This window comes from Rhodococcus sp. NBC_00297, from assembly GCF_036173065.1.
GTDB lineage: Bacteria > Actinomycetota > Actinomycetes > Mycobacteriales > Mycobacteriaceae > Rhodococcoides.
In genome coordinates this window covers 3,310,528-3,324,385 of the sequence record NZ_CP108041.1, presented here as the reverse complement: position 1 = coordinate 3,324,385, position 13,858 = coordinate 3,310,528, and the positions used below count along the sequence as shown (strand labels likewise).

At 62.7% G+C, this 13,858-nt stretch carries 9 protein-coding genes; 3 read left to right on the top strand and 6 right to left on the bottom strand.

Annotation, left to right across the window (positions count from 1 at the left end; all coding sequences use genetic code 11):
* Positions 1–184: 184 nt before the first annotated feature.
* Complete coding sequence (locus tag OG947_RS15710) at positions 185–1,429, bottom strand: DNA cytosine methyltransferase (RefSeq protein ID WP_328812281.1); 1,245 nt, start codon at positions 1,427–1,429, stop codon at positions 185–187.
* Between the two features lie 21 nt (positions 1,430–1,450).
* On the opposite strand from OG947_RS15710, the gene OG947_RS15705 reads away from it, so the two are divergent.
* The 3 genes from OG947_RS15705 to OG947_RS15695 all read left to right on the top strand — a co-directional run bounded on the left by OG947_RS15705 (position 1,451) and on the right by OG947_RS15695 (position 3,926).
* Complete coding sequence (locus tag OG947_RS15705; protein ID WP_328812280.1) at positions 1,451–2,353, top strand: ParA family protein; 903 nt, start codon at positions 1,451–1,453, stop codon at positions 2,351–2,353.
* The gene (locus OG947_RS15700) at positions 2,350–2,829 is read left to right on the top strand and encodes a hypothetical protein (RefSeq protein ID WP_328812279.1); all 480 of its coding nucleotides are present in this window, start codon (positions 2,350–2,352) and stop codon (positions 2,827–2,829) included. The genes OG947_RS15705 and OG947_RS15700 overlap by 4 nt, the downstream gene beginning before the upstream one ends.
* 122 nt (positions 2,830–2,951) lie before the next feature.
* Positions 2,952–3,926: an IS481 family transposase gene (locus tag OG947_RS15695; protein WP_328812277.1), complete on the top strand. Its 975-nt coding sequence runs from the start codon at positions 2,952–2,954 to the stop codon at positions 3,924–3,926.
* Position 3,927: 1 nt separating this feature from the next.
* Here OG947_RS15695 and drmB read toward each other — a convergent pair whose 3' ends face one another.
* From drmB to OG947_RS15670, 5 genes are all read right to left on the bottom strand, one after another.
* Entirely contained in the window at positions 3,928–5,637 is a 1,710-nt protein-coding gene (gene drmB, locus OG947_RS15690; protein ID WP_328812276.1) for a DrmB family protein, read from the bottom strand.
* Complete coding sequence (locus OG947_RS15685) at positions 5,634–8,840, bottom strand: helicase-related protein (protein ID WP_328812275.1); 3,207 nt, start codon at positions 8,838–8,840, stop codon at positions 5,634–5,636. Before OG947_RS15685 ends, drmB begins: the two co-directional genes overlap by 4 nt.
* The gene (locus OG947_RS15680) at positions 8,837–11,938 is read right to left on the bottom strand and encodes a UvrD-helicase domain-containing protein (protein WP_328812274.1); all 3,102 of its coding nucleotides are present in this window, start codon (positions 11,936–11,938) and stop codon (positions 8,837–8,839) included. Before OG947_RS15680 ends, OG947_RS15685 begins: the two co-directional genes overlap by 4 nt.
* Positions 11,939–12,245: 307 nt before the next feature.
* Positions 12,246–12,857, bottom strand: coding sequence for a DUF6339 family protein (locus tag OG947_RS15675; protein WP_051613132.1), 612 nt, complete (start codon positions 12,855–12,857; stop codon positions 12,246–12,248).
* Positions 12,858–12,994: 137 nt separating this feature from the next.
* The gene (locus tag OG947_RS15670) at positions 12,995–13,840 is read right to left on the bottom strand and encodes a hypothetical protein (RefSeq protein ID WP_328812273.1); all 846 of its coding nucleotides are present in this window, start codon (positions 13,838–13,840) and stop codon (positions 12,995–12,997) included.
* Positions 13,841–13,858 lie beyond the last annotated feature (18 nt).

The window sequence follows — 13,858 nt, the reverse complement described above, 5'->3', positions numbered from 1 at the left end:
ACGATCGAACCGGGTGCTGCGGTGAAAGGAGATCGAGTTACCGAGGCAGACGTCACCCGGCTGATCCTGTCATCACCGTGTCGGAATAGGTACGGCGGTACGGTTCCATTCACTCACCGTAGCGGCCGCCGTCAACGCGTGTGGACCGTTCATCCGGTTTTGCCTTGTCGCGCGATCACTGGTCTCAAACAGGCTGCGCATCAAACAGGTTTGCGTCCGCCAACCTTCGCTGAGGGTGCACCAGAACCACGGCGGGCTGCGACTCGGGTGTCCACGGCGCTGCAACACGCGCATCCAGCGTGGCCTGATCAGGCACGCATCCGAACACGGCGGCGAGCAGGTGCACACCTAGCCGCGGCGGAATGGCGTTGCCCACCTGCTGCGCCCACCCGGACAGATCCCAGGGATAGTCGTCAGGAAAAGTCTGAAGCGCGCCCGCCTCCCCCGCTGTGAGCCTGGGGAGAGGACGACCGTTCCGGTCGACCAAGCGGTTCCTCGACACTTTGCCCGTCACCGTCGCCGAGGGTTGCTCGCACGTTCGCCGGCCACGAGCTGCGGGGTTGCCACCCGACCCATAGTTGGAGATGACCTCGAACCACTCCGGCCTTGCGAGAGCGTCGTTCATCGAGACCCACGGTCGAGGCTCGGTATTTCCCTGCGGAAGCCTGGCGGTGCCGATCCGATAAGCCTGGTGGGTCGGTTCCGGCGTGATCGGCTGCGTTCGTAGGTTGGCCAGCAGCACCGCGCGTCGTCGAGTTTGCGGTACCCCGAACATCTCCGTCCTCAACACCGTGCAGATGACGTGGTACCCGAGTGCTTCGAGCACCGGCTTCATCGCCGTCCATATCGGCAGTGCGGCCTGCACTTGTTCCAGAACGACGGCCTCGTACGGGTGGCCGGCGTCCATGGCTCCGAGGATCCACTTCAGTGGTTGAAGGATCAGACCGGACCGCTCGTCCTCTAGTACCTTCAGCGACGCCGTGATGTCCTTGTCGTTCGCCATCTGCCCCACCAGGTGACCGATGTGGCCGAGGGCCTTCCTGCCGCTCCCCGTCCCCGCCACGGTGAACGTCTGGCACGGCGGGCCGCCGGACAGGATGGTCGCGGCATCATGGAGCGCAGGTCCGTACGCCCTCACGTCGCCCTCCGTGGTCTCGAGCTGCGCGTTACGGCGAGTGGCGTTTGCCTCCGCATCCCACTCGATGCCGTGCGCAGCGAGTCCGACCCAGACGGCAGCCACATCGAGACCACCGGGACCCGCGAACAGATCGACCATCGAGTGTCGAGACAGGTCGAGCTGCGTCTCGACATCGTCGCCCATGGTTGCGGAGTTTACGACACGGAGGGTTCTGATCGGCCGCCGATCGATGTGTCGGTGGCTCGTCGTACAGTTCACCCACGAACCGTCCGGTACGGACATCACGCTCATCCCGGAAGGATCGGCACCACCATGGTCACCGCTATTGCCACGATCAACCTCAAGGGGGGCGTCGGCAAGTCGACGATGACGGCCGCATTGGCAGAGTTTATGGCCAGTCACTTCGGTAAACGTGTCTTGCTGATCGATCTCGACCCGCAGACCAACCTCACGACCATGATGATCGGTGGTCACCGGTGGCAGGAACTCAACAATTCACATCGGACACTTAAGGCGTTGTTCGAGCAGGCATTGGATTCACAAGCCACGGCCTTCAATATTGAAGAGGCAATACAGCGGGACGTTTCGCCGCTCGCAACGGTGACGGGAATAGACCTTCTCGCGTCATCCCTCGACATGATCGAGATCTCCGAAGAAGTCGCGGCGTGGCAGTACGAGGAACCCGATTCACTGCAGCCGCTGTCCGTGCTCAAGACTGCCGTCGACAAGGTCAGGCACAACTACGATTACATCCTGATCGACTGTCCGCCGAACATGGGCATCGTCACTCGCAACGGGCTGATGCTCGCCGATGCGTATGTCATTCCTACAATCCCAGACATCCTCTCGACCTACGGCATCCCGCAGATTCAGAAGCGAATTGCAATGTTTTCAGCGAAGTCCGGTCACTCACTAAAAGCTTTGGGACTAATTATCACGAAGTATCGAAAGAGCACCAATTTGCACCGTGACACAATCAATAGATTGCAGAACGCCGCGCTGGACTTCGACGCGCAGCGACCCGAAGAGCGAGTCAGCACAGAACGTCCGCCGAACGTCATTCCATTCTGGGTGCCTGACGCCATCGCGATTGCCGGCGCGGCTGAGTACCGAGATCAGGGTTCGCTGTCCAAGCGCTACGGAGGGGGCGACACCGTTGACACCCTCCATGACTTGACCGAGCACGTGATGATGAATGCCAAGATCTACGCATGACAGAACCTGGATCCGTCACCGGCACTCGGACTCGTTTCGACGAGGTAATCGATGCCCTATCCGCCAAAGACAGCGATGCGGCCGTCGTTGTGCTCACAATGGCACGTCTGGCGGCACAGGCAATGCTCGACGGCGATGCCGCCTTCGCCGGAGCAGCCGCCCGCGTCGTCGATTCTGTGGCCGTGCCGACTGCAGGCCCTGCCGCCGTTGTTCGCACTCCACCATCGGCTCCCCGGACACGCACCCCTCGAGCGGCTGCTGTGCTCGACCCTTTTCGTCTGTACAGAACAGACGGCCGGGATGCTCTACAAGCACGACTCGCTGCGCTCGACCTCGATCAGCTTCGCGACATCATTCACCAGTTCGGGATGGACCCGGACAAGCGAGCGATGAAGTGGAAGACCATCTCCAAGGTGCGCGAGCGCATTGTCGAACAGACCGAGGCGACACGCAACCGCGACAGGGCTTTCCACTGATCTAGCTCTAGTTCTAGCTGTAATGGCCAGGGACGTTGTGGACGGCGTGGCGACAACAGATAGGTGAGGACCTCCGGTATCGGTGTGGTTACCACAACTGCACCGACAACCGAGAGGTCCTCGTGTCCCACGCTAACGCCTCCCTCACCCCGAAGGGACGATTGAAGCTCGCGAGTTCGATCGTCGACGACCACTGGTCCATCCGGCGGGCCGCCGAACGCTTCCAGGTCTCACCGACCACCGCCAAGAAGTGGGCCGACCGGTACCGGGCCGGCGGGGCGCCGGCGATGATCGACCGGTCCAGCCGGCCCCGCCGCAGCCCCGCGCGCACACCGAGACGCACCGAAGGACGAATCGTGGCGCTGCGCTTCACCAACCGGTGGGGACCGCACCGGATCGCCTACCACCTGCACCTGCCGCGCAGCACCGTCTCCGCGGTCCTGGCCCGCTACCGGATGCCGCTGCTGCGCCACCTCGACCAGAACACCGGCCTGGCGGTGCGCCGCCCCGCACCCCGCCGCTACGAACACCCCGCCCCCGGCGACCTGATCCACATCGACATCAAGAAACTCGGCCGGATCCCCGACGGCGGCGGGCACCGCAAACTCGGCCGCACGATCGGCAACCGGCACAACAAGAAACAAGGCCGCGGCTACGCGTACGTCCACCACGCCGTCGACGACCACTCCCGCCTCGCCTACTCCGAGATCCTCGGTGACGAACGCAAAGAGACAGCCGCCGGGTTCTACCGGCGCGCCGCCGCGTACTTCACCGACCACGGCATCACCATCGCCAGAGTGCTCACCGACAACGGATCCTGCTACCGCTCAACACTGTTCGCCGAAGCACTCGGATCGGTGGTGCACAAGCGCACCCGCCCCTACCGACCGCAGACCAACGGCAAAGTCGAACGATTCAACCGCACCCTCAACCAGGAATGGGCCTACGCCCACACCTACCTCTCCGACGAAGCCCGCGCAGCGACCTACCAGGACTGGGTCCATCACTACAATCACCACCGACCCCACACAGGCATCGACGGCAAGTCACCCATCGAGCGACTCACCGTCCACAACCTCCCCGCGAAGAACATCTAGCTCAGCCGGCGAACAACACGTCGCTGAACAGGCCGTGATCTTCGTGTCCATCCTCAGGCGTACCGAACAGCAACGCACGATCAAGGTACCGGTTTCCGAGTTCACAGGACGTCTCGGGTAACAGGACGCACGCGTGGCACGCTGACAAGTTGAGAGCGTCCGAACCCGACCCCCTCGATTCGATACACACCGGATCGGCCGAGCACCACGACAGTCGAGTGAGCCCCTCTTGCAGGGCAGGCCCAAAGCTGTCCGGCTCCGCCTGCGAGGCAACGCCTCCTAAGCTTCCCGCCGAATCTGAACTTGCCGTGTAGATGAGGAAGCCGGCCATCGCCTCGTCGACGTACAGCCGCTCCCTCAACGACGCGGCCGGATAGCCGGCCGTCAACGCGAGCTGATCGATGATCAGATGTGCGAACGTGTGCAGTGCGACGCCGATCAACCCCGAGACACCGGGGAGATCCTCCCACGGTGACGTTCCCCCGGACGCGGCGGTAAACATCGCCCATCTTTCTGCAGCGAATGTGGTACCGGCCCAACGCTCCAACTCGTTGCGGTGAAACGACACGAAGATCCCTTCACCGATCACCTCCACGGCTGGGAGCCAGAACGTCTTCTCCGGCGAGAGATCGCAGAGGTTCTCCTCGCCGGTCTCATCGGCCAACCTGGTGAATCCGTAAAGCGCGCGAACTTCTCGCAGTCGGGTCACTTTTCGGACGTCCGAGATGATGTGTTCGAAATCGACGGGAACGTCACGCTCGACGCATACGAAGTCATCGTCAAGACCGTCTTGCTCCCGGCCCTCCAGAAGTGCGCGGTACTCCTGCTTGCGCAGGGCTGCCTCGGTCAGCAGATCATCCAGCTGTTCACCACGCCGGCGTTCGACCTCGGTCTCGATCTCCTTGGCCGTAAAACGGCGAGAGTGCCGGGCCAGACTTTGAAGAAGTGCCTGACTCACTGCGTCGGGGTCTTCGAGTGACGCCCAGTTCCGGGTCACGAACTTCGCCAGCGCTTGCGAGTAGGGCGGGATGGAGATTGCGGATCTGACAGCGGGGAGCCACACGTTGGAGGCACCACGCTGCACAGCACGCGGAATCTCGTCACACGGTTGCGTGGCATCCGGACCCAACCAGGGTCGATGTCCTGCACAGGTACCGAACTCTGCCAGCGCCTTCGGGCCCGCAGATCCATCGAGCGACCGCGGCTCTACCCCGCACGTGCACGTCAGCTCGAGGTCCGCCAACGATGATGTTCGCCCGCGGGCACGGAGGTGCATCGTATGATCGCTCCCCGAGTCTTGCCCCTTGTGCAGCCACCTGAAGTAAGGGAATTCGTCGATGTGCCCGCGGGTACACGCAATCACCAAGCGGAAGGGGCTGAGCTCCGTACGCTTCTCACACGTGCACCGGGCCTTTGCCGGATCACCGGACAAGCGAACGAGCGAATCGATGCGTCGGCACGACGGGCAGACCTGCGTGATGGGGAATCGGATGACCGGAACATCGCGCTTGTTCTTCGACCCGGCGGGCGGCGATTTCAATTCTGACACCCCGAGACTGCGCGCTAATCTCGGTTCAGAAATTGTGTCACCCTCGCGAGGCTTCCACTCGTGGATGCCGGCGATCATGTAACTCGTCGTCTCCGAGGGAAACAGGCTGCCCACCCCGTATGTGCTGAGCAGCTGCGTCCGTCGGGCCTTGGCCACGCTCATGAATTACTCCTCATACGAATCGGGTACAGAGCACTCTCGGCATCGACGTCGCGAAGACTCATCAACGTCGGCCAGGGCGTCTCGGTCTGGTTGTACTCGATGTCGATGTCCGTGAGGGCGGCGCCAGGCTCGACCATCAACGCGTCCATCGCGGACTTTCGATCCTGGTATTTCAACGTGTCTCGCGACGACGCTTCGTCGATCCATACCTTCATCATCGCGTTCAGCTGCTCGACGGTGTCTTCTGCTTCGTCGGGCGACGACGCGAAAACACGGCGCTCGATCGTGTCGATGAGCGCCCGCAGCTCGGTCTCGTGCTGCGGTGCCGCAACCGCGCCGCCCTCACCCGACATCGCGTCCACGAGAAGCCTTGCCAGCGAGACGAACACCCCGTGTAGCCCGCGATCTCGTGCACGTGCTGCGAAGGGAGTTGCACTCGTGGCCTCGACAGCGCGATACATGGCTTGATGGAACTGGATGAAGTTCTCGAAATGTGAGCGGTCCCGCGACCGAGCGGAGTTGAGGATGGTCACCACGAGGCCGGGATACTTGCGGCCCACGCGGCTTGTCGCCTGGATGTATTCCGAACTGGACTGAGGCTGACCCATCACCGTCATGAGCCCGAGGCGGTCGATATCGACCCCGACCGAGATCATGTTCGTCGCCAGGACGACATCGTCTGCGGCGCCCGAGTCGACGGTCCGCTCGAGACTCTTGAGCCGCCGGGGGATTTCGGCCGATGACACGCGGCTCGTTAGTTCATTCGCCGACTGGAGGTTTCTGGCTGTTGTCCCCGAGCGACGGGACACCACCCCGAGTCGCTCGCGCACGTCGCCCTCGACCTGAAGGAGCGCACTTCCCAACACACGGAGGCTATTGAAATAACCCAGCAAGGTCCAGTACGGATCGCGGACAGCAGGATCCGCGTCGATGTCCTTGGCAGCTTGGAGCAGCGCTCCGTAGGTCCGCACCAGCAAGGTCGCATGACTGGTTCCGGGGCTCATCACCCCCACGTACATTCGGGTGCCCGCTACGTCCCGCGGTGCGGGCTCGGCAAAGAACGACTGGTCGGGGTCGATGCCCGGAGGCGGGAACTGGCGGGAATCACGATCGAACACACTCTTGATCTGCGCACTCGACCGCCTGATCGTTGCGGTGGACGCCACGATCTTCGGTCGTGACATGCGATCCGTTCCCGTGATCGGTACCGAACAGGCGGCATCGACCGCTGTCTCGTACAGGCCGACCATCGACCCCAACGGGCCCGAGATCAGGTGGAGCTCATCCTGAATGATCAGGTCAGGCGGACTGCCGATGCCGTCCCGCGCAAATAACTTTCGAACGTCCGACCGCCAGGCCATCATCGCGAACTTGTCGACAGTTCCCAGGATGAGCTCAGGGCGGTACTCGTAGATGTCCTGATCGACCACATAGACGGGGAGACCGGCGGAGAAGTCACAGGCAGTGTTGCCACACGCGATACGCAGGCGTGCTGCCGGTCCGGTCACCAGCGAGTACTTGGAATCGTCCAGCGCCTTACCGCACCAGGGACACTGAGTCAGCTGGACGGGATTCGCCTCGGTGATTTCCGTACCTTGCTGCAAGGCACGAAGGGCCTTCTTGGCGTCGTCGTGCGTGTTGGGGGTACCCCCGCGTCCCACCCAGAGCCCGATGCTGAACGGCCGGGACCCCAAGCCACCGTGCCCGATTCGGATTCGCTCGAGAGCGCACAGCAACATTGTTGCTCGCTCGAACTGCTGGATCGTCAGCAAGCGCAGGGTGTATCGCATGATCACTGCCACACCGATCGCCTCAGTATTCCTGATGCGTCGTAGCAGAAGTATGAACGCGACCAGCCCCAAGTACGCCTCGGTCTTTCCACCACCCGTGGGGAACCACAGCAGATCAGCTATATCGCGGTCATTGTGACCGGCATCAGCGAGTCCGGGGAGGTTCAAGAGGACGAAAGCGATCTGGAAGGGGTACCAAGTCTGGTCGAGGCCCTCGTCCATGGGCCCTGTCGCGCCGTTTCGGACCCACACCTGCCGTGCGCGCTGGGTCTGCATTGCCTGGTTGGCCAGCTGAAAAGCCTCGAACACCTCCGGATCGCCGGCAAGGAGAGCAATTCCTGCCTCGATCCGGTCGGCGGCGTGGCGCGCATTTCGAAAATGGTCCATTGCAGTCGGCTCGAGCGACTCGGGAACGTCAGTTCCTCCGGACGTGACCTCGGCTTCACGCTCGGCGATCCAGGAGCGGTAGGACTCGACGAGACGCTCCAGCCCTGCGACGACGTCTGCGGAAGAGGCATGGCCCAGTTTCGACATTCGCAGATCTATGTCGTCATCGTCGACGGATCCAGGGCGAGCCCGTGAAACCTCGTAGGTCGGCAGCAGCGTGGTCTCGATGCGGTCGGTGACGACCTGTCCGGTGGTGTCCCATGTGACAGCGCATCCATGTCCGATTCCGAACGTACGCGCGTTGCGATACATCAGATCGGCACTGAGGAGATCAGCGTCGTCACCGAGACGGTTGGGGGCTCCACGATCGACGAGAGCGGCGCCTTCGGTGGTGACTGTTATGCCGACCTGAAACCACGCATTGGCGTCGCGCAGTTCACCTTTGGAGGACGCGAGGGTGTTACGTAGGACCGCGGAGATCGTGACTGTGCCGTTGCGGGGCTTTCTGGTCAGCGTGTAGAGCTGCAGGCCCGGCGCGACGTCACGCGTCTTCGTGCCAGGTGCCGTGATCGAGTGAACTATGTCGTCGGCATTTGCCGCCAACCGGCTCCACGTATCCGGCTTCGCCCGGGTCCGTCGACGTGTCCCGCCGTCCGCGGGGGTGGCGTCGGGAATATCCGACGGTATGTAACGAGCGCCGGCGACGGAAAGCGTGACCGTTTCGGCGAGCTCTGAATCGACAGTGAAGGTCAGGCCCATCGATGTGGGGTATCGCATCATCGACTGAGCGACTGGGGTATCGCTTGCACTGTCCACGGGATCGGACTCGGCGCTGTCGGGTTCCGGCTCTTCCTGAAGCGCCGCTTCGGCGGGCCAGAGGACCCCGACCACGTATCGGTCGAGTGGCGCTTCGTCGAGGATTTCGCCTTCTCCCCCGCCGGGGCCGAACAGGTCCTTCTCCAGTTGTTCGACCATGTCGCCCCGGAAGGCGTACATCGAATCCAGCGAGTTACCAATGTTCGTCATGACATTCCGTCCCACTTCTGATCCCATAGCGGTCGCACCAATCCCGAAAGTCGCGGCGCGAGCCAGATTCCCGACTCTCCGAGTCCAGCTTCAGCACACACCTCTGGCGTCCCCGTCACTGACTCCACCGTCATCACCGTCACGCCCGTCATCACCATCGGGTAGGCGTGCTGCCAAACGGTGAACAGTCGCTTGACACTCCGGCCGAAATCCTCGTTGGTACGGCCGAAGGCCTTTCCATCATCGCCCTTGACGAGGTAGATGGGTGCATCTCGATGGCTCCACTCACGATCGAGTTCCAAGGTCACGGAGAGCCCCGTCACCCGACCGGACGCCAACAGCTCCTGTGCGGCCATGGGCGAAGCTGCGTCCGCCGTGGAAAAGGGCGAGTCGGTATCGATGTCGCCGTTGCGGAACTCGATCGACCGTGTCACCTGCTTGCCGCCCTTGCCGAATGACTTCTCCATCCACCGCCCCGGCGGCGCAGGATCCTTTTTCATCCAGGACTTCGCCGTTTTCGGGGCGCACCGCCGAACTTCGTCCCGAGCACGACTCAACGCCACGTAGTTTCGCCGAGCAATCGCGAAATCGTCTTGATCGGACTCGTGGTCGGTGTCCAGGAGGAACACGCGATCGAACTCGAGTCCCTTTGCCCGATGCACGGTGGAGATGACCACGTCTTCGGTGGTGTCCGCCATCAACGCCGTCGGGATGCCGTATCCCCCGATCACGCGGCGGATACGAGACATGTCTAGGTCGTCGGGGGAACGGAAGACGCCTTCTGCTTCCTTGAGAACATTCCAGGCGTCTGTCGGATCGGCAACGGATGTGAACTCGAGCGCTGCGATCACGTCGTCACGCCGGTTGACCACTCGCGGCAGAAGCCGCGCCAACTCCGACACCCACGCACTGGCACCCTGCTCCTGCGATGTCCGGCGGAGCGTGTGGCGGACCCTCAATGATGTCAGGAGCTGGGACACGCGGAGGGCGTCACCGTTCGTCTTCGTGAGGACAGCTGTGGTCCGGCCCGCACGGTAGACGTCGGCGAGCCAGGTCTCCGCCTCGGCACGCGGGAGCGCCTCGACGAACGACCCGACCTCTCCGCGGGCCGCTGCACCATCCTTCATCGTGCGAAGGCGCTGCCCGAGGTCCACGACGGCGAGAGGAACAGGACCCCGTGCACGGAAGTTCTGAGTGAGCCGTGTGACACGAACATTCTCCAGGTCTCCGAAATCGTCCACGATCTCGGAGTGGTGGGCACGCTCGGTATCGGTCAACTGGAAGTCGTACAAGGCCTGGTTGGGATCGCCCAGCGCAGTGAGACCGACATCAGCACCTGCCCGCGCGATCAGCGCCAGTGCCAATTTCGCGCGCTTCCCCACCAGATCCTGCACCTCGTCGAGAACGACGTGCCGGACATCGTCCAGCATCGGAAGCTCGACGTCGTCATCGAGCAACAGTCGCGTCGCGTGCTCGATTCGTGCGTCGAAACTACCCGTAGGTTCCTGCTCGGCGTCGATGATGACCCTGCTCGCGAACGAATCGAACGTTCGGATCTCCGCGCCTGCGAGCACCCGCGTCGCCAGTCTCTTCCTGACAGCTGACACTGCTGCGCGCGAGAAGCTGAGGACAAGGACCTCAGTGGAGAGAGACAGCTCATGTTCGCTCGCCAGGTGCTCCAACCGCGCTGCGACGACCTCGGTCTTACCCTGCCCTGCGCCCGCGACAACCACCAGTCGGTCCGAGGGCGACGCCTCGGCCACTGACCGCTGGCGTTCGTCCAGGGTGAAGGAGCCTGGTGTGGGATCGGACTCGTCGAGCGAATCCGGAACAGCAACGGTGGCTGGGGTATCGACTCCCACCAGGCTCGCGGCCTGCTCCGCCGCTGCGGCGGCCGCCGCTCGACGACGATCGCGGAACCGAAGTAACGGGTCCACTGTGCCGGCGCGCACGCGAAGACGGTCCCTGAATTTGCTCGGAACCGGCAACGCTGAATCACTGATGCGGACCGTTCCCGAGGGAAGAGGGTCACTGATGCCGACCGAGTGCAAGATTCTTGTCAACTCTTGTTCCAAGGCACTCAATGCTCCCGGGGCGCCTTCGAGCAACCGCTCACTCGCGGCGGCAATTCCTGGCCATCGACTCAATTGCCCACGAAGCGCGGTGACGCCCTCGAGGGCGTCCTCGATAGTCGACCGGTCGTGATCGCTGATCAGCAGTGCTGGACTCATCGTCAGCGACCATTCGACACCGTCACCGAACCGTGCGCGCAAGCCATCTTGAATCCTGGGTCGGATGTCAGCGAGCACGCGCTGCCGGACATGCGAGCCCAGCGGAAGATCGTTGCGTTCGACGAGGCTTGGACGAAAGGCGTAGTCGTCCGCGGAACCGAGTTGTGCGCTCAGGGCCCGCATGTCGTAGTGAAGTGCATCATGGGGTTCCACTGCCAGCACGATCGCGTCGACCTCTTGGCCACGAATACCTTCATCGTCATCGTCGAACAAGGCGTAACGCGGATTGCGTGTCGAAATCATCTCGAGCTTCACTCGTCGGCGAGCCAGACGGGTGTCAATACCGTACTCAGGCACGGTCAAACGCCAAGCCGAGAGGTAGAGATTCTTGACCTTCGTGGCGCTGGTCTGGGCCAATTCATGAAGAGCATCGAAAAGTCCGGCACTCTCAGCCGCACGGCTCTGGCTGATCGCCCACTGATCCCACACAGGTCGATATCGTGCGAACAGGCGCTCGACATCGACGCCATACTCCTGCTGGTAGAAGACAGCTTCTCGTCGTAATTCTCCGAGATCGACGGCGAGCGGTCGCGATCCCCAATCGGTCAATTCAGACTCATCCACCAGCCCGTCCAGAGGCCACAGCATCGGGGGCGGCGTGTCGGTTGCTGCCACATCGGGTCGAACGAACTGGAGTCCGTCGGACGTTGCCGTCACACCGAACGGCAGATCACCGTGTGAATCCACGAGGTCTGCCAGAAGCGACGCAGGCTGTGGAGGTTGCTGGTCGCCGGCCTTCAACGACCGGAGAGCAGCTACATGAGTTTCGAGCGATCGAAGCGCCGCCACCCCGTCAAGCGTGTCCAACAGACTCCATCCTTGATTCCGGCCCCGACAATCCGACCATACCGCCTGCCCGGTCTATTCATACGTCTTGCAACATCTTTGCGACCGCCTTTACGTCCGGGTGGTCAGCACTGCCGCACGTCGACCCGGCAACTGCTGCAGCGACACTGCACATTTGTACGGCCGCCGTTCCGATGGATAAGTCCTGCGTCGGCCACACCGTTTGATCCCTGCGGGCAGGCTGCTTCGCGGTGTCACCAGGTCCGCTACACCAGAGCGGGGGATGCGCCATCCATCAAGCGCCTCGACGCGTGACGGTGTGTCGACGTCAGCCGTGACGATGGACCGAAGACGAGGCCGCACCGAAGACGGCTCTGACACGGTCATCGAGCTGATCATCGGACAAGGTGGCGAAATCCACGAATGCCATCAGCCGCCGGAGCCGAGGAACAGCTTCGCGGAAAACCGCACGTCGGCTGTCACCTGAGTCGAGGCCGATCGACACGCGAGCTATGGATCGGGCGAGAGGCGTGATGCCGGCGATGGACCGCCGTTCGGTGATCTGATTCAGGTCACTCTCGGACAGGCTGCGGAGAAGCGAGTAGTCGTTACCGGCGTCTGTCACGACCACGAATGTGGTTGCTTGCCACCACAGTCGCGAGAACATGTGCCGCGTCAAGTCCGTGGCAATCCACCGCTCGATGTTCCGATTCGGGAACCGCCATTGCGTGATGTCCGGCATCGCGACGATCGCAAGGAAGGACCACACTCCGCGGGTGGAGGCCTCGACCGCCGTGATGTTCATCGACCTGTGGATGGCCTCTGCGGCGACTCGATCGAAGCGAACGAGGTCGGCAGCCTCGGCATCGTGTGGATACCCGAAGTCCTCGGCGATCGTACGCAGCGAGTCCGTGAGTTCGCGAACCCCAGTCTCACCCATTCGTCGACCACCGGTTGCCGCATAGGTCATCTGCGAGTGCTTCGTTCGTGCCGCACGAGCCATCTGCGCAGGCCCGCCCTCCAGCTTGCGATAAGCGACCGTTGCAGGTGCGAGACCCAGTCGTGGCCAGAGCTCCGTCATGAGAGCGCCCTCCCAAAACCGATGGCGCGCGTCCCGGCAACGATGGAGCTCCGGAGGTCCATCGACGAACGCAGTACGGACTCCGACGTCCACGAAGCGGGATCGTCCAGCACTCGCGACGTCAGAACGCGCGCAGCCGCCCCGAACGATTCTGAGTCGCAATCTCCCAGCTCGTCCCAGTGTGCCAACGACCACCGGACCATCTCGTCGACCAGGCCCTCCTCCATGCTCTCGATCAATGCCAGCTGATCGTCCGTATGATTCTTCACGCGTTGCACCGCCTTCACCAGCTTCGTGTCGAGCGGATTGAGCAGAAGAAGCAACGCCCCCATGGCCGGCTCGTCCGGCGTAGCAGGCATCACGAGGTGCCAACTCGCCCCGGGATCGATTCCGAATGCCTGGAAGTCCACCACCTCGGTGGGGAACATGGCCTCAGGGCCCATGAGCCGAAGCGACTGCTCATCGCTCAAGAGAATGGACCCCGCTTGGCAGGCTTCGCCGGCCGACGAACTCAAACGGTCACGTTCGAGAACCAGACGCCGGGTCAACACGATAGACGTACCCGCGAACTGTGGGTCCACCTCGATCTCGACGTCGAACTGCCTGTTGACCACCGGAATTCGGGTACTGGGACCGACAAGATATGTATCCGACGCACGCCAGCCGAAGTGAAAGGCAAGAGGAGACCCATCGGTCAGATGCGTTTCGGCTCGGATTCGTGGAACGTCTGCCTCGATCCGGCACCGGAGCCGTAGCTCAGAGCGGTAGTCCCAATTGTCCACTGCCTCGCCCAAAGGTTCCCACTCGCCCTCCACGAGGTGGGCCCAGGGCGACATCGTCACGGTAGCTGCGCTGGGGAC

What these genes read in the sequence shown, in the direction of transcription:
- OG947_RS15710 (WP_328812281.1), bottom strand. Translation starts at nt 1,429, where the DNA reads ATGAGCGTGATGTCCGTACCGGACGGTTCGTGGGTGAACTGTACGACG.
- OG947_RS15705 (WP_328812280.1), top strand. Translation starts at nt 1,451, where the DNA reads ATGGTCACCGCTATTGCCACGATCAACCTCAAGGGGGGCGTCGGCAAG.
- OG947_RS15700 (WP_328812279.1), top strand. Translation starts at nt 2,350, where the DNA reads ATGACAGAACCTGGATCCGTCACCGGCACTCGGACTCGTTTCGACGAG.
- drmB (WP_328812276.1), bottom strand. Translation starts at nt 5,637, where the DNA reads ATGAGCGTGGCCAAGGCCCGACGGACGCAGCTGCTCAGCACATACGGG.
- OG947_RS15685 (WP_328812275.1), bottom strand. Translation starts at nt 8,840, where the DNA reads ATGACGAACATTGGTAACTCGCTGGATTCGATGTACGCCTTCCGGGGC.
- OG947_RS15675 (WP_051613132.1), bottom strand. Translation starts at nt 12,857, where the DNA reads ATGGGTGAGACTGGGGTTCGCGAACTCACGGACTCGCTGCGTACGATC.